The organism is Halomonas sp. KM072, assembly GCF_050710315.1.
GTDB lineage: Bacteria > Pseudomonadota > Gammaproteobacteria > Pseudomonadales > Halomonadaceae > Vreelandella > Vreelandella hamiltonii.
Genome location: NZ_CP136132.1, coordinates 1,540,414 through 1,566,233, shown reverse-complemented (window position 1 = coordinate 1,566,233; position 25,820 = coordinate 1,540,414). Strand labels below are relative to the sequence as shown.

Sequence of the window (25,820 nt, the reverse complement as noted above, 5' to 3'; positions counted from 1 at the left end):
GATGACGCTGTTCTACCACTTTGATGAAACACAACCGCTGGCTGGCCGACTGGCCATGGGCGTGGAATATGACGGCACACGTTTTTGTGGCTTTCAGCGCCTGAAGCATGCCGCCTCCGTGCAACAGGCCATCGAAGATGCGCTGGGCAAGGTGGCGGGGGCGCCCGTGCATATCTACGCCAGCGGCCGCACCGATTCCGGTGTGCACGCCACGCGCCAAGTGATTCACTTCGACCCGCCGGTACAGCGCACTGAAAAAGCGTGGATCTTCGGCTCCAATACCTATCTGCCCCGAGACGTGGCGGTGCGTTGGGTGAAGCCGGTGTCCGATGATTTTCATTCGCGCCTTGGCGCGCTGGCACGCCGTTACCGCTACATCTTTCTGAATCAGATCAGCCGCCCGGTCATGGAGCGCCACAACGTCACCTGGTGTCGCGACCCGCTGGATGCCGATGCCATGCATCGTGCGGCCCAGGTGCTGGTGGGCGAGCACGATTTCAGCAGCTTCCGCGCGGCGGGCTGCCAGTCGAAATCCCCCTGGCGCCAGATGCACTTCGTCGAAGTGAAGCGTTACGGCCCGCTGGTGGTGATCGATATCCAAGGCAATGCCTTCCTGCATCACATGATCCGTAACATTGCCGGAGCGCTGGCCAGCGTTGGCCGGGGGGCGCAGGACGAAGGGCATATCGCCCGCCTGCTGGCGATGAAAAATCGCCAGAAGGGCGATGTCACGGCGCCTGCCTGCGGCCTGCATTTCGTCGACTCCCTCTACGACGAACGTTTCGCGATCCCCAAGGAGCCGCTGGGGCCCAATCTGCTGGCCTTCACCGGCGAGTGGACCGGCGAGCGGGCGCTGCCGGAGACGCCCCGAGTGGCCGCCCGGCGCCAGCTCACTTTTACCCAGCAAGCCAGCCCTGAACAGCAGGAGAGCGCCTCATGACCGCATCTGGTCGCACGCGTATCAAGTTTTGTGGTTTTACTCGCCACGAGGACGTGGCCCAGGCCGTGGCGCTGGGGGTCGATGCGCTGGGGTTCGTCATGTGGCCCAAGAGCGCGCGGGGTATCGACCCTGATGCGTTGGCGGCGCTGGCAGCACCGGTACCGGCTTTCGTGACGCGGGTGGGGCTGTTCGTCAACCCTGACGTAGCGCTGGTGGAGGCGTGTTTGCCGCATCTGGATTTGATCCAGTTCCATGGTGACGAGTCCGCCGACTTCTGCGCCCAGTTCGATCGCCCCTGGATCAAGGCGCTGCGCATGCGTGACGACCTCGACCTGCATCAGGCAGCGCAGCAGTACGCGGCCGCCCAGGCACTGCTGCTGGACGCCTACCGACCGGGCGTGCCAGGCGGAACCGGAGAAACCTTCGACTGGTCTAGAATCCCCGCAGCCCTGCAAAAACCTGTTATTCTGGCGGGTGGGCTGACGGTCGAGAACATTGCTGCCGCGGTGGCGCAGGTGGCTCCCTATGCGGTTGATGTATCAGGGGGAATCGAAGCCGCCCCAGGCCAAAAGGATGCTCGGCGAATGGCCGACTTCGTGGCTCAGGTCGGGCGGGCCGATCAGCGCTGACGAGGGGAGTGAAACCCTTCTTCTGCCTTTATGTATTCATTCATCTTTGCCTTTCTGGCGATCCTGTGAGGTATGCCTGTGACAGTCTCAGCAACTGAAACCAAGTTCAGCGACCTGACCCGAATGCCGGATGCCCGTGGTCACTTTGGCCCCTATGGCGGCCGGTTCGTGTCGGAAACCCTGAGTTACGCTCTTGAAGAGCTGGAGCAGACCTACTTCAGCCTGCGCGACGACCCGGCCTTTCAGGCGGAGTTCGACCGCGACCTGGCGCACTATGTGGGTCGCCCCTCGCCGCTGTATCACGCCGAGCGCTGGTCCAACTCACTGGGTGGCGCACAAATCTGGTTGAAGCGCGAAGACCTCAACCATACCGGCGCCCACAAGGTGAACAACACCATCGGTCAGGCGCTGCTGGCCAAGAAGACCGGCAAGCCTCGGGTCATCGCTGAAACCGGCGCGGGTCAGCACGGTGTGGCCACGGCCACGGTTGCCGCGCGGCTGGGGCTGGAGTGCGATGTCTACATGGGCGCCGCCGATGTCCAGCGCCAGAAGCTGAACGTTTACCGCATGCGGCTGCTGGGCGCCCGGGTCATTCCGGTGGAGTCCGGCACCCGCACGCTCAAGGACGCCATGAACGAGGCGTTGCGTGACTGGGTCACCAACGTGGACAACACCTTCTACATCATCGGTACCGTGGCCGGACCGCACCCGTACCCGCTGTTGGTGCGCGATTTCAATGCAGTGGTGGGGCGCGAGGCGCGCCGCCAGTCGCTGGAGCAGATCGGCCGCTTGCCGGATGCGCTGGTAGCGTGCGTGGGCGGGGGCTCCAATGCCATTGGCCTGTTCTACCCGTTCGTCGAAGATGACGCCGTGGCCATGTACGGTGTCGAGGCAGGGGGCGACGGGGTGGAAACCGGCCGTCACGCCGCGCCGCTGTCTTCCAATGCACCGCGTGGCGTACTGCACGGCAACCGCACCTACCTGATGTCCGACGAAGCGGGCCAGGTGATGGATACTCACTCCATCTCGGCAGGCCTCGATTATCCTGGCGTTGGCCCCGAGCACGCGCTGTGGAAAGACGCCGGTCGCGTGCAGTACGTGGCCGCCAATGACCAGCAGGTGCTGGAAGCGTTCCGCGAGCTGACCCGCATGGAGGGCATCATGCCTGCGCTGGAGTCTGCCCATGCCTTGGCCCATGCCAAAGTGCTGGCGCCCACCATGCGGCCTGATCAGCATATCGTGGTGAACCTTTCAGGGCGTGGTGACAAGGACATCATGACCGTGGCTAACATCGACGGCATCGAGTTTTAAGGGCTAGCATGAATCGAATCGACCAGCGTTTTTCCGAATTGAAGCAGCAGGGCCGCAAGGCTCTGATCCCTTACATCACCGCCGGGGACCCTGCGCCCCAGTATACGGTAGGCTTCATGCACGCCCTGGTGGATGCCGGGGCCGATGTGATCGAGCTTGGCGTGCCGTTCTCCGACCCGATGGCGGATGGCCCGGTCATCCAGAAGGCCTGCGAGCGGGCTCTGAAGCAGGGCACCCGGCTGGTGGACCTGCTGGACATGGTGGCCGAGTTTCGCCAGACCGATACCCAGACACCCATCGTGCTGATGGGCTACCTGAATCCTATCGAACGCATCGGTTACACGGCCTTTGCCGATAAAGCCGCCAGCGTCGGTGTGGACGGCGTGCTGGTGGTGGACATGCCGCCGGAAGAGGCGGACGAGTTCGGCCCGCTGCTCAAAGAGCGCGGCTTGGCAGCGATTTTCCTGGTTGCGCCTACCACTTCTCATGCCCGTGCCGCTACAATATGCGCCCACGGTGAGGGGTATCTTTACTATGTGTCGCTCAAAGGCGTGACCGGGGCGGCCACATTGAACGCAGCCGATGTCGCTGAACACCTGGCGCCGCTGCGTGACATGACCGATTTGCCGCTGTGCGTTGGGTTCGGCATTCGCGATGGGGTGACGGCCGCCGAGGTGGCGAAAGTCGCCGATGGCGTGATCGTCGGCAGCGCGCTGGTCAACCGCATTGCGGACAGCGAGGATGCCCCTGAAACCATCGCCGGACAGTTGAAGAGCGTGTTGGCTGAAATGCGGACCGCCATGGATGCCTGAGTGCATCCTCTCATCGTCTACACTGAATCTTGAATTGACGACACTCATCAAGCTTGGCTTGGCCAAGCGTTGACGTATACGGAAGCCTTTTTGATATGAGCTGGTTAGACAAGATCGTGCCCTCCATGGGGCGTATCCAGCGGAAGGACCGTCGTGCCAGCGTGCCCGATGGCCTCTGGCGTAAATGTCCCAAATGCGAGGCGGTGCTGTACCTGCCGGAGCTGGAAAAGCACCACAGCGTCTGTCCCAAGTGTGACCATCACTTGCGTCTGACCGCCCGCAAGCGCCTTGACTGGTTCCTGGACAAGCAGGGGCGCGAAGAGGTGGGGGCCGAGATCGAGCCCAATGACCGCCTCAAGTTCCGCGACTCCAAGAAGTACAAGGACCGCCTGACGGCTGCCCAGAAAGAGACCGGTGAAAAAGACGCGCTGGTTGCCATGCGGGGCGAGCTGGATGGCCTGCCGGTCGTGGCCGTGGCCTTCGAGTTCACCTTCATGGGCGGCTCCATGGGTGCCGTGGTCGGCGAAAAGTTCGTCCGCGCGGCCACCATTGCGCTGGACGAGGGTATTCCGCTGATCTGCTTTGCTGCCTCGGGTGGCGCGCGGATGCAGGAAGCGCTGTTCTCGCTGATGCAGATGGCCAAGACCTCGGCAGCACTGGAGAAGCTCAAGCTGGCGGGCGTCCCCTATATTTCCGTGCTGACCGACCCGGTGTTTGGTGGCGTTTCCGCGTCGCTGGCCATGCTGGGTGATCTGAACATTGCCGAACCCAACGCACTGATCGGTTTTGCAGGCCCTCGGGTCATCGAACAGACCGTGCGCGAAACGCTGCCGGAAGGTTTCCAGCGCAGCGAGTTCCTGTTGGAACACGGCACGGTGGACATGATCGTACATCGCCATGACATGCGTGCGCGTGTCGGTGGTGTGCTGCGCAAGCTGACCCATCAGCCCGCCGTGGAAACCAGCGCTGAACCGGTGGTCGAAGGTGAAATCACCGAACCTGTGGTGGAAGAAGCCGCATTGGCGGATGCTGCAGAGAGCAGGGCTCAGGCAGAGCCTGCCCAGCCTGCGAGCGATGACGCGTCGCGCAATGCCTAGCACGTTAGCCGAATGGCTGAATCATCTTGAGACGCTGCACCCGGTAGGCATCGACATGGGCCTGGAGCGGGTGTCGCAGGTGGCCCGGCGCATGGGGCTGCTGGACCGCCCCCTGGCCCGCCAGGTGATTACCGTGGCAGGTACCAATGGCAAGGGCTCGACCCTTGCCATGATCGATGCGGTGGCGCGGGCGCATGGCCTGCGCACCGGTACCTACACGTCTCCTCATCTGCTGCGCTATAACGAGCGGGTCACGCTGGAAGGGCGCGAAGCTAGTGACCAAACCCTGGTCGAAGGCTTCATTCAGGTGGAGGATGCTCGCCTGGAAGCGCCCGCCATCAGTCTGACCTACTTCGAGGCGGGCACGCTGTGTGCGCTCTGGTGCCTGGCCAATGCCGAGCTGGATCTGGCGGTATTGGAGGTAGGGCTGGGCGGGCGGCTGGATGCCGTCAACATCATCGATGCCGATGTGGCCATCGTGACCACCATCGCGCTGGATCATGCCAATTTCCTGGGAACCGATCTGGCTCAGATCGGGCGCGAAAAAGCGGGCATCTTTCGCCCCCTGAAACCCGCCGTATTGGGAAGCTTGACGCTGCCCACGAGCGTGCTGGACACGGCCATTGCCGTGGCTGCGCCCAGCTACGTGCTGGGCGTGGGTTTCAGCCATAGCGCGGGTGATGAGCCGCCAGGAACTCCCTGGTGCTGGCATGGGCTCAACCGTGAAGGGGATACTCTTTCCCTTGACGCGCTGCCCGACCCAGGCTTGCCCATCGACAATGCGGCGACGGCGCTGCAGGCGCTGGCGCTGGCAGGCGTGCCGTTGAAGGTGCGGCCGGTCAGTGAAGCGCTGGCCACTGTGACGCTGCCGGGGCGCATGCAGTGGAGCGGGCAATGGTGTCTGGACGTGGGGCATAATCCGCATGCGGCCAGCTATCTGGCGCGCAGGCTTCCTGCCCCGCCAGCCGGTGGTCGCCAGTGGGGGCTGCTTGGCATGCTCAATGACAAGGATGCCGACGGTGTGATCGAGGCATTGTTGCCGCGTATCCGTGACTGGGTCTGCGTCAGCCTGGAAGGCGAACGTGGCCGCTTGGCCAGCGAGCTTGCCGAGCGTATTACGTTGCTGGGTGGGCGCGTGTATCATTGCGCCGATTCTCCGCAGGCCGGGGCAGAGTGGCTGGCTCAACGGCTGACGCCAGAGGATCGGGTATTGGCAACGGGGTCATTCTTTACCGTGGCAGCGCTACTGGCGATGTCACTGCCTCAAGCATCGCCGCAGGCACGTTAAGCTGGAGGGAGAGGGATATGAAATACGGTAAAACGGAACGCATTAGCGGTCTCGTGATTCTGCTGGCCGTGCTGGCGATCATCGTGCCGTGGTTGATGAGTGACCCGGCTCCCCGGGAGGAGCGTCCGCAGCCCACCTTCGTGATCGAACAGCCGGTGAACGTGGTGCGTCAGGACGTTCCTGTGCCCGAGATGCCTGCTTCCATCAACGCGCCGTCTCCCCTCGAGCCGCTGGAGAATGCCGAGGTAGTGGACGAGCCCATCGAGGTCGTGCCGCTGGAACCGCAGACCGAGGCCGTTGCCAGTGCGCCCGCTGAGACGCCTCCGCCAGCAGCACCCGCCGAAGCGCCGCGCAACGAACCGACGCCCGCTCCCGCCAATGACCCGATTGCCGAGCTGGTGGCCGCTAACCAGAACCGTGGCAGCAGTAGCAGCGGCAGCAGCAATGGTTCTGCTCCCCAGGCTCAGCAGCAGGGCGAATGGGCCGTTCAGGTAGGCAGTTTTGGCGATGCCGCCAATGCACAGCGAATCAGCGACCAACTTACCAATCAAGGTTTTCGCGTTTTCCAGCGTCCGCGTGACAACAACCTCACCACCGTGCTGGTGGGCCCGTACGGCTCTTCGGAAGATGGCGAGGCGGCGTTGGCGCTGGTGAAAGAGCGTGCCAATGTTCAAGGCCTTCTGGTGCGGGTAAGAGACTGATCATGGCGCTGACATGGATTGATGCCGTTTTTCTGGCCGTGCTGGCGCTATCGATGCTGGCAGGCTTCGTACGGGGCTTCGTGCGTGAATCGCTGGGGCTGGCTGCCTGGGTCGTCGCGCTGATGGTGGCGCGGGTGCTGGCCGAGCCGGTGGCCGAGCTGATGGCCGGCTTCATCGAGAGTTTCGATGCTCGCCTGGTGCTGGCCTTTGCGCTGGTTATCTTTGCGGTGATTCTGCTGTGCGGCATCGTGATACGTATCGTTCACGCCGCCGTGGAGTGGGTGGGCATGGGGCTGTTGAACCGTTTTGCGGGCGCTGCGTTCGGGCTTGCCCGTGGCGCGGTCATCCTGCTGGTGGTAACCGTGCTGATCACCTTGACACCGTTGGCAGACCTTCAGGCATGGCAGGAAGCCTCGCTGCGCCCCACCTTCATCGAGTTGCGGGACTGGGCCGTGAGCCAACTGGACCAGTGGGAGCGTGAGCTGCCGACGCCACCGGCGTCGCTGCGCGATGTCTCGCTCCCCGAATTGCGCGTTCCCGTTCAGCAATAGCCGAGCGGTGGATGTCGTGCCGCTGTCTGGCAGCGGCACGAGTAAGTTTGATGATCATACGGGTTTGCACCAGCAAGCCGTGGTTTTAAAGCGAGGTAACTGGAATGTGCGGTATAGTGGGCCTTCTGGCCAAGCAGGCGGTAAATCAGGGAATCTACGATGCCCTGACCGTACTTCAGCATCGGGGCCAGGACGCTGCCGGCATGATGACCTGGAGCGAGGGACGCTTCCTACTGCGCAAGAGTAACGGCCTGGTCCGTGACGTTTTCCATACTCGCCACATGGCGCGCCTGAAAGGCAACCTGGGCATTGGTCACGTGCGCTACCCCACGGCAGGCTCCTCCAGTGAGGCCGAGTCTCAGCCGTTCTACGTCAACTCCCCCTACGGCATCGCGCTGGCCCACAACGGCAACCTGACCAACTCAGAGCAGTTGAAGCAGGAGCTGTTCTCCACGGACCTGCGCCATATCAATACCAGCTCCGACTCGGAAGTGCTGCTCAACGTCTTCGCCCACGAGCTGGGCAAGCAAGGGCTTCACCTGGAAGCCGAGGACATCTTCGATGCGGTTCGTCGCGTGCATCGTCGCTGCAAGGGTGGCTATGCGGCCGTGGCGATCATCAACGGGTTCGGTATGGTCGCCTTCCGTGATCCCCACGGCATTCGTCCGGTGGTGTTCGGCACGCGTCAGGACCCCAACGGCCAGGAAGTGATGATCGCTTCCGAGTCGGTGGCGCTGGACGTGGGTGGTTTCGAGCTGGCGCGTGACCTGGCGCCGGGCGAGGCCATCTTCGTCGACATGCAGGGTCAGGTTCACACCCAGGTATGTGCCGACCGCCCCGAACTGCGTCCGTGTATCTTCGAGCACGTCTATCTGGCGCGCCCCGACTCCATCCTCGATGGCGCTTATGTCTACGGCACGCGCATGCAGATGGGTCGCAAGCTGGGCGACCGCATCATGAACGAGTGGCCCGACCACGATATCGATGTGGTCATCCCGATCCCAGACACCTCACGTACTTCGGCACTGGAGATGGCCCAGCATCTTGGCGTCACCTACCGCGAAGGCTTCATGAAGAATCGCTACATTGGCCGGACCTTCATCATGCCCGGGCAGACCCAGCGCAAGAAATCGGTGCGTCAGAAGCTGAATGCCATCGATGTCGAGTTCAACGGCAAGAACGTACTGCTGGTGGATGACTCCATCGTGCGCGGCACCACCTGCAAGCAGATCATCCAGATGGCTCGGGATGCCGGTGCCCGCAAGGTCTATTTCGCCTCGGCGGCGCCCCCAGTGCGTTACCCCAACGTTTACGGCATCGACATGCCCGCGGCCACCGAGCTGATTGCCCATGGCCGTACGGAAGATGAAGTGGGTCAGCTGATCGGCGCCGACCGCATTTTCTATCAGGACCTCGAAGACCTGAAGAGCGCCTGTCGCGAGGTCAACCCCGAGATGGAAGCCTTCGATTGCTCGGTGTTCGATGGCAACTACGTCACCGGCGATATCGACGAGGCTTACCTGGCGGTACTGGAGGCTAGCCGTAACGATGCGGCCAAGGACAACAGCGCGGGTGACCATGCGCTGGTTGACATGCACAATCAAGACGATGACCTGGACGACTGAGCGCGCATGCGCTGGCAACTTTCCTCAGGGGGAGTTGCCGGGGGAATGGACGTTTTGGAAGCTGGACGTTTTGGAAAAGAGGGCGCTGCCATGCACGATGATCATCACCAGGAGGAGTGGTCGCTCGAAACGCTCGCCATTCGCGCGGGGCACCACCGCACGTTTGAGCAGGAGCATGCCGAGCCGATTTTTCCCACCTCGAGCTTTGTTTACGAGAGTGCTGCCGAAGCTGCCCGCAAGTTCGGTGGTCAAGAGCCGGGTAACGTCTACTCGCGCTTCACCAATCCGACGGTACATACCTTCGAACGCCGACTGGCGGCCCTGGAAGGCGGTGAGCGTTGTGTAGCCACCAGCTCTGGCATGGCCGCCATTCTTTCCACTGCCCTGGCACTGCTGTCGGCGGGGGATGAGATCGTCGCCTCGCGCTCGCTGTTTGGCTCTACGGTCAGCCTGTTCGACAAGTATCTGGGCAAGTTTGGCATTACCACGCGCTATGTGGAGCTTTCCAATCTGGCAGCCTGGGAAGCCGCAGTGACGCCCGCAACTCGGCTGATGTTTGCAGAAACGCCGTCCAATCCGCTTTCCGAAGTGGCCGATATTCCGGCCCTGGCAGCGTTGGCGAAGCGCAGCGGGGCTTTGCTGGCCATCGATAACTGTTTCCTTACGCCTGCCCTGCAACAGCCGCTGGCACTGGGGGCCGATCTGGTGATCCACTCGGCCACCAAATACCTGGATGGCCAAGGGCGCGCCGTAGGCGGAGCGGTGGTGGGGCGTCATGACCTGCTGGAAGAGGTGTTTGGCGTCGTGCGGACCTGCGGCCCCTGCCTGAGTCCGTTCAACGCGTGGATCTTCACCAAGGGGCTCGAGACCCTGTCGCTACGCATGAAGGCCCACTGCGAGAACGCCTTGAGCCTGGCCCGCTGGCTCGACCAGCATCCCGCCGTCAATCGGGTGTATTATAGCGGCCTGGAAGCGCACCCTCAGCATGCGTTGGCCAAGCGCCAGCAGCAGGGCTTTGGTGCCGTGCTGGGATTCGAGGTGCTGGGTGGGCAAGAGGGCGCCTGGCAGGTGATCGACGCCACGCGCATGCTGTCGATTACCGGCAATCTGGGCGATGTCAAAACCACCATCACCCACCCGGCCACCACGACCCACGGGCGTCTTTCCGGGGAACAAAAGGCCGCCGCAGGCATTGCGCCGGGTTTGATTCGGGTAGCTGTCGGGCTTGAAAGTCAGGCGGATATCCAGCGTGACCTGGCGCGTGGCCTGGATGCGCTGGCGGCTCGTTGAAGTACGATATTGTGACGACTGACCGGCCGAGAGGCCGGTTTTTTATTGGCGAAACACGCCAACGTTTCATAAAGTGACACGGTACGGGCACGATGAAACGGTTTTTCCGAACGATGCGTTCTGCTTTTTTCAGCAGTGTTTTGCCATTCGAAAGGTTATGATTTTCATAACAAGTGAAGCATGCTGTGGGGCAGCGTGCAGCCGTCAATGGGGAATCAAGGATGTGGCGTAATACACGCAGTGGCTGGGGGGTGATCAGTATCGCGTTTCACTGGCTGAGCGCTTTGACCATCATTGGGTTGTTCGCGTTAGGTTGGTGGATGACCGGGTTGGGTTATTATGACCCTTGGTACAATCAGGCTCCCTGGATACACCGCTCGGTGGGCGTGCTACTGCTGCTGGTCACCTTTGGTCGATTGGCTTGGCGTTTCATACAGCCGACCCCCGCGGCCGAGGGAGGGCGATTCGAGCGTCTGGCGGCTCACCTTGGCCACATCGCACTTTATGTTTTGGTGCTGACGGTACTGTTCAGTGGCTACCTGATTTCGACCGCCAACGGGCGTTCCATCAGTGTGTTTGGCTGGTTCGATGCTCCTGCCATCCTGCATGGCCTGCCCAATCAGGCCAGCGTGGCGGGCGACATACACTGGTACAGCGCGTTGGCGCTCATGGTATTGGCAGGTGGGCATGCGTTGGCGGCATTGGTGCATCATTGGCACTGGCGGCACGACACGCTGCGCCGCATGGTCAACCCGCGCCATGCGCAGCCAAAGCCCCATGCCCAGCCTAAAATTTGAACCCCTGTTCTACTCACCGCGGACTCATGATGGATCCGCAGTTTTGACCAAGGAAAGCGAGGAGATAGCAATGTTGAAGAAGACAGCGATTGCCACGGCACTGGCCGCAGCGGCTCTGGTTCCCTTGAGCCAGGCTCAGGCGGCTGATTATCAGATCGATATCGAAGGCCAGCACGCATTCGTGCAGTTCAAGATCAACCATCTGGGCTTCTCTTACATTCTGGGCAGCTTCGAGACCTTCGATGGCCAGTTCCATTACGATGCCGATGACCTGGATGCGTCTTCCGTCTCCATGGAAGTGCAGGTCAACAGCCTGACCACCAACCATGCCGAGCGTGACCGTCATATTCTGAGCGCTGACTTCCTCAACGCCAGCGAATTCCCCACGGCGACCTTCACGTCCACTGGTTTCGAAGCCACGGGTGACAACGAAGGCGTGGTGACCGGCGAGCTGACGCTGCATGGCGAAACTCAGGAAATCGAAATGCCGGTGACCCTGATGGGCGAAGGTGAAGACCCCTGGGGTAACTACCGCGCTGGTTTCGAAGGCAGCACCATGCTGACGCTGAGTGATTTCGGCATCGACATGAGCGACTTCCCGGAAGCCATGCACGAGCTGGAGCTGTACGTCACCTTCGAAGGCATCCGCCAGTAAGCGATGACTGACCAGAACGCTGCCACCTTCACGGGTGGTGGCGTTTTTTGCGTTTTAAAGCCCCCGTAAATCGAGCAATACACCAAGGAGGCCGCCGTTGGCAGCCGCTATGCAACAACGTGAGTTGGCTATCACCCTGTGGCGTCAAACCTGGCCCATGGCCATTGGTGTTCTGGCGCTGCTCGGGTTTCAGCTGGTCGACAGCGCCTTCATCGCGCGGCTGGGCACGGCCCCGCTGGCCGCGCAGTCGTTCACTTTTCCGCTGTCGTTTTTGATCATTGGTATTCAGGTGGGGATGGGCATCGCCATTGCGGCGCTAATCTCCCGAGCCTTGGGGGCCGGTGAGCAGGCCAGAGCCAGGCGCTTGAGCAGCCTGGTGCTGTTGGCGGGTGGTGCGGTCATCGGTGTGCTGGTCGTGGTGCTTTGGGCGTTGCAGGAGCCCTTGTTCAGCCTGCTGGGGGCCGACCAGCGTGCGCTAGGGCGCATCCGAGCCTACTGGGCGCCGCAGCTGTTCGCCGTCTGGTTGGGCGCCTTGCTTTACTTCATCTACAGCGTGTTTCGCGCCCATGGCGATACTCGGTTGCCTGGCAAGATGATGGTGGTCAGCAGTCTGGTGAACCTGGTGCTGGACCCGCTGTTCATTTTTGGCATAGGCCCCTGGGAGGGGTGGGGGTTGCCGGGGGCTGCCTGGGCCACGGCCATCGCCTTTGCCGTGGGCTTGTGGTTTACCTGCCGCATGCTCTATCGGCGTGACTGGGCGACGATGGTCGCGCTGTGGCCAGAGGCCAAACGCTCCTGGCGGCCTTTCACCGGCATTGCCGCGCCAGCCATGGTCAGCCAGCTGATGCCGCCGCTGGCCGCTATGCTGGCGATTGCGGCGGTGGCGGGGCTGGGGGATACCCAAGTCGCGGCCTGGGGGTTGGCCAGCCGGTTGGAAACCCTTTCGCTGATGGTGATTCTTGCCATGACCATGTCGCTGCCCCCCTGGTTGGGGCGCTGCTATGGGGCTGGAGACTGGGAGCAGATTCATCGTCTCATGCGCCTGGCGCTGACCGTGGCCGTGGCCTGGCAGCTGGCGTTGGGCGTGTTGTTGGCGCTGGCGTCACCCTGGGTGGCCATGGCGCTGGCCGGTAATCCGGAAGTGCAGAGCGAGCTGGCGCTGCTGATACGTTTTTTGCTGCCCAGCTATGCGGCGCTGGGTGTATGCATGCTGGTGGTGTCGGCGGGTAATGCGCTGGGCTGGCCGCTGCGGGCCATGCTGCTCTCCAGTGCGCGGCTGTTCGTGTGCTACCTGCCGTGCCTTTGGGTGGGGGCGCAGCTGTTTGGCTGGACGGGGCTGGCTGCGGGTGCCGCTTTGGGGAATGTGCTGGCAGGCCTGATGGCTTGGGGAGCGCTGCGGCGGATTCTCTCCCGCCCGCATCGGCGGGCGGGAGTGTCATGACCCGACGACAGCTTCAGTGCTGGCGACGTGATTCCTGAAACGAGAAATACAGGAACAGCAGCGCCATGGCGAGATAGCCCATGACGAAGTCGGGGGCCGCATTGAAGGCCAGCTGGGGCGCATGCATCAGGCCAACGAATGAAAAGCCCGCCGCGATGGCGGCAAAGGCCGCTGCCCTGCGGAACTGATGGTCGATCACCGACACGGTCATGGCGCCTAACAGGATGGCCATGAACATGGCCCCTTGCCCCAGCACGACGATGGCGCTGGAGATGTCGCTGACCACCTCACCGGCTCCCCGGTTGAAACGCGTCATCACGTAATTGGCGAAGTAGGGCAGCATCGCCAGGGCGATGGCCGGGTAGTAGCGGGTATCGTTGGCCTGGAACGCAGTGGCGATCATGGACATCCCCACGAATACCAGAATAGGCGCCACGACGGAGACCGGAATGATGGCCGCCAGGGCAGCAATCAGGCCGAACATGGTGGCCAGCGCGTAGACGGCGCCGTTCAGCAGGCTGTAGCCGCGCCCGGCGCCCATCCATTTGGCACCCACCGTGGCAATGTAGACCGTCGTCGGGAACACGCCGCCAAACAGCGCCCCGATCATGGTGCCCGCGCCATCCACGGCCTGGCATTCCCGTACATCGTACTTGTCGCCTGCGGCTTCCATGGCCTCGACGTTGTTCATGGTTTCGATGGCGTTGTACAGGGTAATGGGCAGCACCACGGTCAGGACGGCCAGCATGCCGGTGAACAGCAGGCCCAGCCCTTCGAACCAGGCGAGATTGGGCAGCAAGGGGTAGAACCCCAAGTGGGTGAAGGCATCGCTGAAGCGCTCGGTGCCTGCATCGCCAATCAGGTAGGCCATGGTCGTCCCGATGACGATGGCAAACAGCGAGGTGGGAAGCTTGAAGGGCATGCTCACCCTGGCGACCAGGCCCACGATGATGATCCCCAGCACCAGCAGGCCAATCACCGGCATTTCCAGCGTCTTGAACAGCATTTCACCCGCAATGAAGGTCAGCGCAACGCCTGCCACGGCACCCAGCATCGCGGCTCTGGGCAGGTGATACTGTACCCAGCGGCCTACGACGCTGATCAGGGCTTCGATGGCACCGCTGATGAAGCAGGCGGCCACGGCGACTTTCCAAGCGAGTTCGGCATCGCCGGTCAGCTGTTTGGCGGGCAGTAGCACCCCGAACAGGAAGACGAACATCACCGGCGTGGAAATACCGTAGGAGAGCGCCGTGACGTCGCTGCGGTTCTCCTTGCGCGCCAAGCGAGCGGCGCTCCAGGCGTAGTAGAAATTGCCCACCATGACGGCGACCGCCGCCCCTGGCAGCACCTGCCCATACACGATGGAGGCAGGAAAACCCATGCCCAGCATGGTAATGGCGATAATGACGAAATTGGCGATGTTGTTCTGAAACAGCGCAAAGAAAGCGTCGGTATCTTCTTTTTTGTACCAGGGGTAGGGAGTGCTGGCAGCCGCCATGTTGTGCCTCTCGGTTATGGTGTGTTGTATACAAGGCTACGCTGAGTGTGCCGAATATTTGACTAATCGGTCAAGCGTTGCGTTGTCACGGACGCCGCGCGGGCGCCCCAGGCTCTGGCGGCGAAGGCGCAATTGTACACATCATTGTTCAAGAGGTTGATCTTTCTAAACAAAAACGCCCAGGCCAAAGCCTGGGCGTCATACGTCAGTGCGCGAGATCAGTCGTTGACTGCCGCGATGGCCTTGGCCAGGTAGGGAAGGTTCTCGTGGGAGAAGCCTGCCACGTTGGCACGGCCCGAGCGCACCATGTAGATGCCGAACTCATCACGCAGGCGGTCTACCTGTTCCGGGGTCAGGCCCGTGTAGGAGAACATGCCGCGCTGCTCGGCTACGCAGGCATATTTTTCCGCCAGACCGTAAGGCTTCAGCGCTTCGACGAAATCGCGACGCAGGGTGTTGATACGGTCGCGCATTTCCGTCAGCTCTTCACGCCACAGGGCGGACAGCTCGGCATCGTGGAGGATTTCACTGACGATGGCGCCGCCGTGGGCGGGCGGGTTGGAGTAGTTTTCCCGGGCAACGATGGCCGCCTGAGAGCGTACGTTTTCCATCTGCTCGGCGTCCTTGGCCACCAGAATTAGGCAGCCAGTGCGCTCGCAGTAGATACCGAAGTTCTTGGAGCAGGAGCTGGTGATGATCACCTCATCCAGGTTTTCAGCCAGCAGACGAACGCCGTAGGCATCTTCTTCCAGCCCTTCGCCGAAGCCCTGGTAGGCGAAGTCGATCAGCGGCAGCAGCTTGCGCTCTTGCAGAACGGCCATGACTTCCTGCCACTGGGCTTGAGAAAGATCGAAGCCGGTAGGGTTGTGGCAGCAGGCATGCAGCACGACCACGTCGCCTTCTGGAATCTGTTTGAGGGCTGCCAGCATGCCCGTGAAATCCAGACGGTTCTCGGCATCGACGTAGGGGTATTTGTGCAGCGCAATGCCCGCCGCGGTGAAGATGCCGTGGTGGTTGGGCCAAGTGGGGTCGCTGACCCAGATGCCTTTGCCGGGCAACTGGCTGGCAATGAAATCGGCCGCCAGGCGCAGAGCGCCCGTACCGCCCGGTGACTGCGTGGCGCTGGCACGGTTGGCTTTCAATACCGCTGAGTCGGCACCCAGTACCATGGGCAGCACGGCATCGCCATAAGCAGGCGCGCCATGGGAGCCGATGTAGGTCTTGGTGGTTTCATTCTTGAGCAGGCGAGCTTCTGCTTCCTTGACCGCGCGCATGACCGGGGTATTGCCCGCTGCGTCACGGTATACACCGACACCAAGGTCCACTTTCTGCGGATTGGTGTCTTTCTTGAAAGCTTCGATCAACCCGAGAATGGCGTCTCCAGGGACTCGCTCAATTTGCTCAAACATTTATTCGACTACCTCGTCGGTTCTGGCGGCAAGAATGAAATCATTGAGATGCAGGCCGCGCAGGGTATGCGTCCACCAGGTCACGGTGGTGTGCCCCCACTCGGTCACGAGGACCGGGTGATGCCCAGCCTGCTCGGCGACCTCACCGACACGCTGGGTAAAAGCCAACGCATCCGCGAAATCACGAAACGCAAAGCGTCTCGTCAACTTCATGATGCCATCGTGTTCGATAATCTGCCACTCTGGAAGTGCGGCCAGATGGGGTTGGCATGCCTCATGAGCGAGCGGCATGGCATCTGACGACACGGGCTGGAAGGCAGTGCGAGCGAGGCTTTGCATGGTCGGTCTCCGAAGGCGACGTTACTAGCGTCAGGGTAGAAGACGCACGCAGTCCCGGCCAACCTCCTTGGCGCGATAGAGCGCCTGATCCGCGCGCTCCATCAGGCTGGTCAGGGGTTCGCCACAGCGGTACTCCGCAACCCCGATGCTCAGCGTGACGCTGCTCTGGCCAATGCCGAAATCGTGCTCGGCGATGGTTTTGCGCAGGCGGTCGGCAAGCGCATGGCATTGCTGCAGCGAGGTGAGCGGCAACAGTACCATGAACTCTTCACCTCCCAGGCGGGCAACCACGTCTTCACAGCGCAGCAGCGAGCAGGTCAACGTGGCGAGCTGTTTGAGTACCTTGTCGCCCTGCAGATGTCCCCAGGCGTCATTGAGCTGCTTGAAGTGGTCGATGTCGATCATCATGACCGACAGTGGTGAGCCGTGGCGCGTGCTCAGGGAGCTCAAATGCGTCAGTTGCAGCATCAACTTGCGCCGGTTGGCCAGGCCGGTCAGCGGGTCGGTGTCGCAAAGCCGACGCAGGCGCTGCTCTTCCAGCACCTGGTCGGTGATGTCCATCATGATACCGCTCCAGCGCACGCCATTGGTGAAAGGTTCTGGGTTGGCGCTGACCGCGATCCAGCGAGGGTTTTCTTCTGGAAAGGGGAATCGGAAGCGGGTGGTCAGCGGCAGCATCCAGCGTGCTGAGCGCTCGATGGCCGACATGATCTTTGGGTAGTCGCTGCCAGTGAGTTGCTCCAGCAGCGGCTGGGCATCTTCGGCGAGCTGGTGTTTGTCGATATAGGCAAGTGCCATGCCACCCCCTTCCAGATAGGGAAAATGCATGTGGCCAGCGTGCGTGCGGTAAAACTGAAAAATGACCCCTGGGATGCTGCTGATCAACTCTTCCGTGCCCGGGGCGGCAGGCTTGGAAGTAACGGATGCCTCATTCACGGACATGCGTGAATCTCCAGACGATAGGCCTATTATAAGTTAGCTGTGAAGATTAGCCCTAAATAGGTAAATGGGATGTAAGCCATTGCTGACAAATTGTCTTTTATTAATAATTTTTTGGAATTAAAAGCAGGTTTTAAATTCTATATGGTCCGTTTTTGGCGGAGATGGCCTGTGCAGAGCGCACCATTCGGTTTAAAATTACTTTTCGGCATATGAATTATTATTCTTATTACTTTGGTGGCGGGTTTGGCTGCACAGCAATCACACGAGGTGGATACGTCCATAATGGCAACCATGAGCGCACAGACAGGCGTTGGCCGTGTCAGTTTGGTAGGCGCAGGGCCAGGCGACCCGGAGTTACTGACCCTGAAAGCCTTTCGTCGGCTCAAAAGTGCCGAGGTGGTGCTTTATGACCGTCTGGTGAGTGATGAAATCATCGCGCTGCTGCCACAGGAAGCCGCGCGCTACTATGTCGGCAAGGCGCGTTCGTCCCACAGTGTGCCTCAGGAGGGGATCAATCAGGCATTGGTTGAGTGGGCTCGGCAGGGCAAGCAGGTGGTGCGTCTGAAAGGTGGCGACCCGTTCATTTTTGGGCGTGGGGGGGAAGAGCTGGAAACCTTGGTGGCTGCCGGTATCGAGGTAGACGTCGTGCCCGGCATCACCGCCGCCTCGGGGTGTGCGGCTTATGCTGGCATACCGCTGACCCATCGCGATCATGCGCAATCCGTGCGTTTCGTGACTGGGCATTTGCAGCAGGGTGAGTTTACCCTCGATTGGCCTACCCTGGCGCAGCCTGGCCAGACCCTGGTGTTTTACATGGGGCTGAGTAATTTGACGGCCATTTGTGAGGGGCTGATGGCCCATGGTTTGCCACCGGAAACGCCCTTGGCGCTGATCGAGCAGGGAACCACGCGCCAGCAGCAGACCCATACGGGCACCCTACGGCAACTGCCGACGGCTTTTCTGCAAGGTGCCATCCAGCCGCCTACGCTGTTGATCGTGGGAAGCGTGGTGACATTGCATGCGCGACTTTCGTGGTTCGAGGTGGAGCAGGGAGCCGCTCAGGGCTTCGGTGAAGAGAGCCATCTTTGCAGAGTGCGTCGCCCGTGACGGCATCTGGTCACTCGAGAGAGGCAGGGTTCGAAGCCGTATCTTGCTGAGCGCTGGCGATATGCGGGTGGCTGTGTATGCTGGTAAGGACTACTTTTAGAAACGATCGTTGACGATATCGAGCGATTTGTCACTCACGTTGCTATTACCAGCAGCCAAGCGAAGAGAGGGATGCAGCATGTCAGAAGCAAACCACCCAGAGCCGCACACACCTGCTGGCAAGCCTGATATGAAGACGCTGTTTCAGGATAACCGCGTCAAGGGGATTGCCGGTATCGCGGCTATTGCGGTGATATGGGCCATCATGGCGCAGTCCAATGCAGGCACCCATCGTGATCGCGTCGAGCGGCTGGAAGGCCAGCTCAACAGTGTCGAGCAGGAGAATGCCCAGTTGAGCCAGCGCCTGGCCGAGGTCGAAGAAGCCGAAGCCGACCTGACCGCCATGCGTGAAGAAATTGCCTTGTTGGCGCAGCAGCAGGAAGAAGCCTCTGAAACGCTGGCGTCTGCTCAGGGCGAGGTAGGCACCGTGCAGTCTCGTCTGGAGGAGTTGGAAGCGCAGCGGGATGCCCTTGAGCGGGAAGTGACGTCACTGGAAGAGCGTCTGGCGGGCGCCGAGAGCGAGATGGAAAGCCTGCGCGAAGCGCGCGATCAGATCGTCAGTGAGCGTGATGAGGCCGAGTCTAGCCTGCAGCAGATCGAAGACGCCCGTGAAAGCGCGGAGCAGGCGCGTCAGGAGGCTGAAGCGGCCCGTCAGGAAGCCGAAGAGCAGCGCCAGCAGGCGGTCGAAGAGCAGACGGCTGCCGAAGACGAGCTCAGTGAGCTGGAATCCCAGGTCAACGAGGCCAATGAGCGCCTGGCCGAGCTGGAAGAGCAGATTGCCAGCCAGCAGAGCGAGCTGGAGTCGCTGCAGGAAGAGCGCGATAGCGTGACCAGCGAGCGCGATGCGATGCAGTCCGAGATCGAGTCCATGACCCAGCTGCGCGAGGAGGAAGAAGAGAGCCTGAGCCAGGTGCGCGGTGAAATGGATGACCTGATGGTGGCGTTGGACATTGGCCGTGAGGAAGTTGCCAATGTCGAGAGCGATATCGAGACTCGCGAAGAGCAGCTGGAACGCTTGGAGAGCCAACTGCGCGAGTGGCGTGAAGAGCTGGCCGCGCTAGGCGACCGCCTGCACGTGGATGATGCTGCCAACGATGAGGTGCCTGACTTGTCAGGTGATCAAGAGAGCGAGGGCGACGACGCTGACGATACGCAAGCGCAGTAAACGGAGTTCCGATGGCTGAGGCCATCGTGTTCTTCCAAGAGCGGGCACGGGGCTTCCCATGCCCGCTTTTGTTTTGTCGGTTTAGAAATGGGCGGTGGAGGAGTATCATTCCCGCCAGACCATGCAGGTATTCAACAACGGGAGAGCCATTGATGGATGGTGTGAAACATATCGTGGCCGTGGCCTCGGGCAAGGGGGGTGTCGGCAAGTCGACCGTGACCGTGAATCTGGCGCTGGCATTGTCGGCTCAGGGCTACCGTGTGGGCGTGCTGGACGCCGATATCTATGGACCCAGCCAGGCCCAGATGCTGGGCGTCAAGGAGGGCATGCGTCCTCAAGCCGGGGAGAACAACACGTTTCTGCCTCTGGAGGCACACGGCATCCAGGCCATGTCGATGGCGTTCATGGTCAATACCCGTGATGCCATGGTATGGCGTGGCCCTATGGTGGTGGGGGCATTCCAGCAGATGCTCACCCAGACCCAGTGGGACAACCTGGACTTCCTGCTGATCGACATGCCGCCCGGTACCGGCGACATTCAGTTGACGCTGGCGCAGAAAGTGGCCGTGTCGGGTGCGGTGATCGTGACGACACCTCAAGACATCGCGCTGCTGGATGCTCGCAAGGGCATCGAAATGTTCCGCAAGGTCAATGTGCCTGTGCTGGGGGTAGTCGAGAACATGAGCCTTTACCACTGTGAACAGTGCGGCCATGAAGCGGCGATCTTTGGCACCGGTGGCGGTGACCGCATTGCCGAAGAGTATGATACGGCGGTGCTGGGTCGGCTGCCGCTGACCCTGTCGATTCGTGAATTGGCCGACTCCGGGCGCCCCAGCGTGGTTGCCGAGCCGGAGAGTTCCGTGAGCCAAACGTTTGCCGAGATTGCCCGTCAGGTGGCGCAGTCCGTCAACGCCCATCAATCCGGTGGCCCGACGATTTCCTTTAGCGAGTGATGAAGTAACCGATGAGCATTAAATCAGACAAGTGGATCCGCCGCATGGCGCAGAGCGATGCCATGATCGAGCCCTTCGAAGCCGAGCAGGTGCGCTACGTCAACGATCAGCGGGTGATCTCCTACGGCACGTCCAGCTACGGATACGATGTGCGCTGTGCCGATGAGTTCAAGGTGTTTACCAATATCCACTCGGCGATTGTCGATCCCAAGTCGTTCGATGACAAGAGCTTCGTCGATGTAAAAGGGGACGTGTGCATCATTCCCCCCAACTCGTTCGCGCTGGCGCGCACGGTGGAGTACTTTCGTATTCCGCGTAACGTGCTGACCATTTGTCTGGGCAAATCGACCTACGCGCGCTGCGGCATCATCGTCAACGTGACGCCGCTGGAGCCGGAGTGGGAAGGCCACGTGACGCTGGAGTTTTCCAACACGACCAACCTGCCTGCCAAAATCTATGCCCATGAAGGCGTTGCCCAGATGCTGTTCCTCGAATCCGACGAGGTCTGCGAAACCTCGTACAAGGATCGTGGCGGCAAGTACATGGGACAGCGTGGGGTGACCTTGCCCAGAACGTGATGGGGAAGGACTGAGTAATCAGCCATCGTCAGATGGCAGGAGAAAAAACGCCCTGATGCAGTGATGCATCAGGGCGTTTTGGATTGGGCGCAACGATGGGTCAGGCGTCGTTGGCTTCTTCGTCCAGCTCTTCGGCGGCATCCGCATGGGAAAGACGCATGCCATGGGGCGGTAACAGGTGGCCGTCCATGCGTGCGCCTTCGGCGGTGTATTGCAAGCGTCCTTCAAGGAACCAGTGAACGGCAATCGGGAAGATCAGGTGTTCACGGGCGTGGACCTTCTCCTTGAGGGTCTCGACGCTGTCGTCGGCGGTGACGGCAAGCTCGGCTTGCAAGACCACCGGCCCTCCGTCCAGCTCTTCGGTGACGAAATGCACGCTGCAACCATGCTGGGCAACGCCATCGGCCAAGGCTCTGGCGTGGGTGTTGAGGCCCTGGTAGGCAGGCAGCAGCGACGGGTGAATGTTGAGCATTCTGCCCAGGAAGCGCTGTACGAAGCGTGGCGTCAGAATCCGCATGAAGCCCGCCAGAACGATGAGATCCGGCTCATGGCGTTCGATCACTTTGATCAGCGCGCCGTCGTAGGCGTCGCGACTATCGTATTCACGGTGGGGCAGAGCCACCGCTTCGATACCCGCTTCGTGGGCGCGCTTCAGACCGTAAGCGTCCGGCTCGTTGGAGATGACCGCGACGATCTCGCCGCCCAGACGGTCGTGCTGCTGGGCATCGATCAAGGCCTGCAGGTTGCTGCCGCTGCCGGAGATCAACACCACCACACGGCGCGCTCCCACGGGTTCCGGGGTCAGGTCGTTGATGGTGTCCGTGCTGTACTCGGTACTGCTCATGCCTGCGGGCCTGCCTTGAGGTTGTTCAGTACCACAGCCTCGTCCTCGCGTGCCACGATGTGACCAATCTGGTACACGGTTTCACCTTGAGCCTGCAAGTGAGCCTTGGCGGCTTCCGCCTGGCTCGCAGGCACTACCACCACCATGCCGATGCCGCAGTTCAGCACGCGGTGCATTTCGGTTTCGTTGACGTTGCCCTTGGCTTGCAGCCAGTTGAATACTTCCGGGCGCTGCCAGGTGGTCAGGTCGATCTGTGCCGCCAGGTGGTCGGGCAGCACGCGGGGAATGTTTTCCAACAGGCCGCCGCCGGTGATGTGCGACAGCGCATGCACCGCCAGCTCCGTTTCACGCATCATCGAGAGCAGCGATTTCACATAGATGCGCGTGGGGGCCATCAGTGCCTCGCTCAGCGGCTTGCCGTCCACCTGCTCTTCCAGCGACGCCTGGCTGACTTCGAGGATCTTGCGAATCAGGGAGTAGCCGTTGGAGTGAGGGCCGGAAGAGGCGAGGCCCAGCAGCACGTCGCCTTCGGCAACCTTGCTGCCGTCCAGGATCTCCTCTTTCTCCACGACGCCAACGCAGAAGCCGGCCAGGTCGTAGTCGTTGCCTTCGTACATGCCGGGCATCTCGGCGGTTTCGCCGCCCACCAGGGCACAGCCGGCCAGTTCGCAGCCTGCACCAATGCCGGTGACCACGTCGGCGGCGATATCCACGTCCAGCTTGCCCGTGGCATAGTAGTCGAGAAACAGCAGCGGCTCGGCACCGGCCACGATCAAGTCATTGACGCACATGGCTACCAGGTCGATCCCAATAGTGTCATGCTTGCCCAGGTCCATGGCCAGACGCAGCTTGGTGCCTACGCCGTCGGTACCAGAGACCAGTACCGGTTGACGGTAACCCGCAGGCAGCTCGCACAGGGCGCCGAAACCGCCGAGGCCGCCCATGACCTCCGGGCGTGACGTGCGCTTGGCCACATGCTTGATGCGGTCCACCAGGGCATTGCCTGCATCAATATCGACGCCTGCGTCCTTGTAGCTGAGAGAGGGAGTCGACTGGGAAGAGGAGGTCTCGGTCATGACGGGTCCTGTGAAGCCTATGCAAAGCGATTGTGCTGGCAAATTGCCAGTGCCGGAGCGATAACAGCCTGCGATTGTATCACTGCGCGACGTAAGTCGCACCGATGGACACGTTATCAGATGCGTGCTGGCCAGGTTTTGTTACTATTCATTGCTTGACGCTGACCGTTTATCCGGGAAGGAGAGAGTTAAATGCGACATTCGTGGTGGGGCATCCTGTTTTTGGTGGCCCTGGTTGGCGTTGTGTATTTGCTGGATGCCGTCTTGATGCCCTTCATTGCCGGACTGATTCTGGCGTACCTGGCAGACCCGTTGACCAACTATTTTCAGCAGCTGGGTCTCAAGCGGGTGTGGGCGGTCAGTAGCGTATTCCTCATTTTATTGCTGGTGCTGGCCATCAGTCTGTTGATTCTGATTCCGCTGGTCATCCAGCAGATCAAGCAGCTTGGGGAGATGGTGCCGGGGGTGTTCGACTGGGTGGAAAACTACCTGGCCCCGCAGGTGCAGGAGTGGACGGGGTATGACCTGCGTTCCGAGCTGGACAATGTTCAGGAGACCCTGGCTGAAAATTGGCGCGATGCCGGTAGCTACCTGGCCCAGGCGCTTGGTCAGATCGGCCGTTCGGGCATGGCGTTTGCCACGTGGGTGACCTACGTGGCGTTGATCCCGGTGGTCACCTTTTACCTGTTGCTCGACTGGAACCGGTTGCTGAACAATCTGATCGACTTGATTCCACGCCACTGGGTCGATGACGCCACTCGGTTGGCCAAGCGCTGCGACGAGGTGTTGGCGGCTTTCCTGCGGGGGCAGTTGCTGGTCATGCTGTGCCTGGGCATTATTTATGCGGTGGGTCTGACCCTGATGGGGCTGAATTTTGGCCTGTTGATCGGTGTCATTTCTGGCCTGGTGAGCATCGTCCCCTTTCTGGGGTTCATCGTTGGGCTCAGCAGTGCCTTGGTGGTGGCATTGTTCCAGTTCGACAGCTGGTGGGCGCTGTTGGGAGTGCTGGGGGTATTCAGCCTGGGGCAAGTCATCGAAAGTGTCGTGCTGCAGCCCAAATTGCTGGGTGACAAGATTGGCTTGCACCCGGTGGCGGTCATTTTTGCGGTACTCGCGGGGGGCAATCTGTTTGGCCTGACCGGGGTGCTTCTGGCCTTGCCGGCGGCCTCGGTCATCATGGTGCTGCTCAAGGAAGTCAAAGAGCGTTACCAGAACAGTGCCTTGTATGATGAGACGCTGGAGCCGACGTTACCGCCGCACGAACTGGGTCTCCAGGACAAAAGGGAGTCTTCATGAGTCGATTGCCGGCACAGTTACCGCTCGGGGTGGGGTTGCGTGATGACGCAACGTTGGACAATTACTATCCCTCGAGCGGTAATGCAGCTCTGGTGCAGCATCTGACGCAACAGCTGTCGCCAGACGCCGAGCCGTTCATCTATCTTTGGGGCGCGCCGGGCAGCGGCCGTAGTCATTTGTTGCAGGCGGCCTGCCACGCGGCGTCGGATCAGGACAAGCGTGCCCTTTACCTGCCGTTGGCCGACCTGGGCCATTTCCCACCGCTGATGCTGGAGGATATCGAGCGTCTTGACCTGGTGGCCATCGACGACCTCGAATACGTCATCGGGCGCAAGCGTTGGGAAGAGGCGTTGTTCCATGCGTTCAATCGCTTGCGAGATGCCGGGAAAGCGCTCTTGATCGCCGCCAATGCGCCGCCCAGGCGGCTGGACGTCGTGCTACCGGACCTGGCCTCACGGTTGACCTGGGGGGTGACGTTTCATCTTCACCCGCTGGATGACCAGGAGCGCCTGGCCGCCTTGAAGCTGCGGGCTCGGGTCAGGGGAATGGAGTTACCCGACGATGTGGGGCGGTATATCCTCCATCGCGGCCCCCGAGAGCTTGGCGAGCTGTGTCGGGCGCTGGAGACCCTGGATCAGGCGTCGCTGTCGGCCAAGCGCAAGCTGACCATCCCTTTCGTGAAAGGCGCACTCAACTGGTAGACATCATTGGCAGGCACCATGAAAAAGCCCCGAGCACAGCGTGCTCGGGGCTTTTTACGTTGGGCTGGCCTCACTCACGTGCCACCAGCCTGGCGTTTGATCAGGCGCTCTTGCTCATTTTGCTGGCGGCTGCCTGAGCCTGCTTGACGTTTTCTTCGGTCAGCTTCTGGCTTTTCTGCAGGAAATCCTGCTGCAGCGATACCACCTTGTCAGCGTCGCCCTTGACGCGCTCGGCCAGGTCCTTGGCCACTTTTTGCTGGCTTTCCATGTAGCTGCGCAGGCCATCGGCATCCTTGACGCTCATCAGCTGACGCACCTGGGCGATGCCGGTGTCCACGTACGCTTTGTTCGCGTCCAGTTGGGCTTTCAGCAGTTTTTCAGAGTAGTCGATGCTCAGGGTCATGTAAGCACGGGCAGGTGCCATGAACAGGTTGTCGAACTGCTGAGTCATTTCGTTGGTGTTGAAGGTACGCATGGTGATGTCTCCTGGCCTTGTCTTGGGCAAAGTCTTGGGAAAAGTCTTAGGCAAACGGATTGCTGATCGAGTAGGGCAATCCAATATTCAAGGCTCAGCAACCGCGTTCCTGAAATCGCTACTGCAACTGCTGACCTCATCTTGCTTTGCAGCATAACAGCTGTTTTTGTGCAGTGCAACATGGCGCAATCGCCTCTTGCC

General features: G+C 61.1%; 26 protein-coding genes. 19 read left to right on the top strand and 7 right to left on the bottom strand.

Translation table 11 applies throughout. The features are described from left to right. Nucleotide 1: 1 nt before the first annotated feature. The 13 genes from truA to RVM26_RS07310 all read left to right on the top strand — a co-directional run bounded on the left by truA (nucleotide 2) and on the right by RVM26_RS07310 (nucleotide 13,137). Nucleotides 2-940, top strand: coding sequence for a tRNA pseudouridine synthase A (gene truA / locus RVM26_RS07370; protein ID WP_498941523.1), 939 nt, complete (start codon nucleotides 2-4; stop codon nucleotides 938-940). Beyond that, nucleotides 937-1,569 (top strand): phosphoribosylanthranilate isomerase, encoded by a 633-nt coding sequence (locus RVM26_RS07365; RefSeq protein WP_498941522.1) that lies wholly within the window; start codon nucleotides 937-939, stop codon nucleotides 1,567-1,569. The genes truA and RVM26_RS07365 overlap by 4 nt, the downstream gene beginning before the upstream one ends. Nucleotides 1,570-1,641: 72 nt before the next feature. Next, nucleotides 1,642-2,880 (top strand): tryptophan synthase subunit beta, encoded by a 1,239-nt coding sequence (trpB, locus tag RVM26_RS07360; RefSeq protein ID WP_039179913.1) that lies wholly within the window; start codon nucleotides 1,642-1,644, stop codon nucleotides 2,878-2,880. 8 nt (nucleotides 2,881-2,888) lie between these two features. Next, the gene (gene trpA / locus RVM26_RS07355; protein WP_498941521.1) at nucleotides 2,889-3,692 is read left to right on the top strand and encodes a tryptophan synthase subunit alpha; all 804 of its coding nucleotides are present in this window, start codon (nucleotides 2,889-2,891) and stop codon (nucleotides 3,690-3,692) included. A 95-nt stretch (nucleotides 3,693-3,787) separates the two neighbouring features. Then, complete coding sequence (gene accD, locus RVM26_RS07350) at nucleotides 3,788-4,789, top strand: acetyl-CoA carboxylase carboxyltransferase subunit beta (protein WP_498941520.1); 1,002 nt, start codon at nucleotides 3,788-3,790, stop codon at nucleotides 4,787-4,789. Next, nucleotides 4,782-6,077, top strand: a complete 1,296-nt coding sequence (folC, locus tag RVM26_RS07345; protein WP_498941519.1) for a bifunctional folylpolyglutamate synthase/dihydrofolate synthase — start codon at nucleotides 4,782-4,784, stop codon at nucleotides 6,075-6,077. The genes accD and folC overlap by 8 nt, the downstream gene beginning before the upstream one ends. Before the next feature lie 17 nt (nucleotides 6,078-6,094). Further along, nucleotides 6,095-6,778: an SPOR domain-containing protein gene (locus tag RVM26_RS07340; RefSeq protein WP_498941518.1), complete on the top strand. Its 684-nt coding sequence runs from the start codon at nucleotides 6,095-6,097 to the stop codon at nucleotides 6,776-6,778. A gap of 2 nt (nucleotides 6,779-6,780) precedes the next feature. Then, on the top strand, nucleotides 6,781-7,329 hold the full coding sequence (locus tag RVM26_RS07335; RefSeq protein ID WP_039179928.1) for a CvpA family protein: 549 nt from the start codon (nucleotides 6,781-6,783) through the stop codon (nucleotides 7,327-7,329). Between the two features lie 104 nt (nucleotides 7,330-7,433). Beyond that, on the top strand, nucleotides 7,434-8,954 hold the full coding sequence (purF, locus tag RVM26_RS07330) for an amidophosphoribosyltransferase (protein ID WP_498941517.1): 1,521 nt from the start codon (nucleotides 7,434-7,436) through the stop codon (nucleotides 8,952-8,954). Nucleotides 8,955-9,044: 90 nt separating this feature from the next. Then, nucleotides 9,045-10,244 (top strand): O-succinylhomoserine sulfhydrylase, encoded by a 1,200-nt coding sequence (locus tag RVM26_RS07325; protein WP_498941516.1) that lies wholly within the window; start codon nucleotides 9,045-9,047, stop codon nucleotides 10,242-10,244. A 221-nt stretch (nucleotides 10,245-10,465) separates the two neighbouring features. Then, nucleotides 10,466-11,041 (top strand): cytochrome b, encoded by a 576-nt coding sequence (locus RVM26_RS07320; protein WP_498941515.1) that lies wholly within the window; start codon nucleotides 10,466-10,468, stop codon nucleotides 11,039-11,041. 70 nt (nucleotides 11,042-11,111) lie between these two features. After that, complete coding sequence (locus RVM26_RS07315) at nucleotides 11,112-11,696, top strand: YceI family protein (protein WP_016914033.1); 585 nt, start codon at nucleotides 11,112-11,114, stop codon at nucleotides 11,694-11,696. Nucleotides 11,697-11,805: 109 nt separating this feature from the next. After that, nucleotides 11,806-13,137, top strand: a complete 1,332-nt coding sequence (locus RVM26_RS07310) for an MATE family efflux transporter (protein WP_498941514.1) — start codon at nucleotides 11,806-11,808, stop codon at nucleotides 13,135-13,137. Between the two features lie 13 nt (nucleotides 13,138-13,150). Here the strand turns inward: RVM26_RS07310 and RVM26_RS07305 are convergent, their stop codons facing one another. The 4 genes from RVM26_RS07305 to RVM26_RS07290 form a co-directional block, all read right to left on the bottom strand. Next, nucleotides 13,151-14,635: an NCS2 family permease gene (locus RVM26_RS07305; RefSeq protein WP_227406560.1), complete on the bottom strand. Its 1,485-nt coding sequence runs from the start codon at nucleotides 14,633-14,635 to the stop codon at nucleotides 13,151-13,153. Nucleotides 14,636-14,853: 218 nt separating this feature from the next. Continuing rightward, entirely contained in the window at nucleotides 14,854-16,044 is a 1,191-nt protein-coding gene (locus RVM26_RS07300; protein ID WP_287806543.1) for an amino acid aminotransferase, read from the bottom strand. After that, on the bottom strand, nucleotides 16,045-16,383 hold the full coding sequence (locus RVM26_RS07295; RefSeq protein ID WP_039182269.1) for a 4a-hydroxytetrahydrobiopterin dehydratase: 339 nt from the start codon (nucleotides 16,381-16,383) through the stop codon (nucleotides 16,045-16,047). 30 nt (nucleotides 16,384-16,413) lie between these two features. Beyond that, entirely contained in the window at nucleotides 16,414-17,325 is a 912-nt protein-coding gene (locus tag RVM26_RS07290; RefSeq protein ID WP_144983261.1) for a GGDEF domain-containing protein, read from the bottom strand. Between the two features lie 291 nt (nucleotides 17,326-17,616). Here RVM26_RS07290 and cobA point away from each other — a divergent pair, with 291 nt between their 5' ends. From cobA to dcd, 4 genes are all read left to right on the top strand, one after another. Beyond that, a complete protein-coding gene (cobA, locus tag RVM26_RS07285; protein WP_498941513.1) occupies nucleotides 17,617-18,432 on the top strand; it encodes a uroporphyrinogen-III C-methyltransferase in 816 nt (271 codons plus the stop codon). Nucleotides 18,433-18,610: 178 nt separating this feature from the next. Further along, the gene (locus RVM26_RS07280; RefSeq protein ID WP_498941512.1) at nucleotides 18,611-19,696 is read left to right on the top strand and encodes a coiled-coil domain-containing protein; all 1,086 of its coding nucleotides are present in this window, start codon (nucleotides 18,611-18,613) and stop codon (nucleotides 19,694-19,696) included. Between the two features lie 152 nt (nucleotides 19,697-19,848). After that, nucleotides 19,849-20,649, top strand: a complete 801-nt coding sequence (gene apbC, locus RVM26_RS07275) for an iron-sulfur cluster carrier protein ApbC (protein WP_052196470.1) — start codon at nucleotides 19,849-19,851, stop codon at nucleotides 20,647-20,649. Between the two features lie 11 nt (nucleotides 20,650-20,660). Continuing rightward, nucleotides 20,661-21,227, top strand: coding sequence for a dCTP deaminase (gene dcd / locus RVM26_RS07270; RefSeq protein ID WP_039182260.1), 567 nt, complete (start codon nucleotides 20,661-20,663; stop codon nucleotides 21,225-21,227). Nucleotides 21,228-21,327: 100 nt separating this feature from the next. Here dcd and purN read toward each other — a convergent pair whose 3' ends face one another. Both purN and purM read right to left on the bottom strand, forming a co-directional pair. Next, entirely contained in the window at nucleotides 21,328-22,071 is a 744-nt protein-coding gene (purN, locus tag RVM26_RS07265; protein ID WP_096922877.1) for a phosphoribosylglycinamide formyltransferase, read from the bottom strand. Further along, the gene (gene purM / locus RVM26_RS07260; RefSeq protein ID WP_039182255.1) at nucleotides 22,068-23,147 is read right to left on the bottom strand and encodes a phosphoribosylformylglycinamidine cyclo-ligase; all 1,080 of its coding nucleotides are present in this window, start codon (nucleotides 23,145-23,147) and stop codon (nucleotides 22,068-22,070) included. The genes purN and purM overlap by 4 nt, the downstream gene beginning before the upstream one ends. A gap of 192 nt (nucleotides 23,148-23,339) precedes the next feature. Here purM and RVM26_RS07255 point away from each other — a divergent pair, with 192 nt between their 5' ends. After that, nucleotides 23,340-24,443 (top strand): AI-2E family transporter, encoded by a 1,104-nt coding sequence (locus tag RVM26_RS07255; RefSeq protein ID WP_498941511.1) that lies wholly within the window; start codon nucleotides 23,340-23,342, stop codon nucleotides 24,441-24,443. Next, nucleotides 24,440-25,144 (top strand): DnaA regulatory inactivator Hda, encoded by a 705-nt coding sequence (hda, locus tag RVM26_RS07250; protein WP_100731235.1) that lies wholly within the window; start codon nucleotides 24,440-24,442, stop codon nucleotides 25,142-25,144. Before RVM26_RS07255 ends, hda begins: the two co-directional genes overlap by 4 nt. A 100-nt stretch (nucleotides 25,145-25,244) precedes the next feature. On the opposite strand, the gene RVM26_RS07245 is transcribed toward hda, so the two are convergent. Continuing rightward, nucleotides 25,245-25,619 (bottom strand): phasin family protein, encoded by a 375-nt coding sequence (locus RVM26_RS07245; protein ID WP_100731234.1) that lies wholly within the window; start codon nucleotides 25,617-25,619, stop codon nucleotides 25,245-25,247. Between the last annotated feature and the right edge of the window lie 201 nt (nucleotides 25,620-25,820).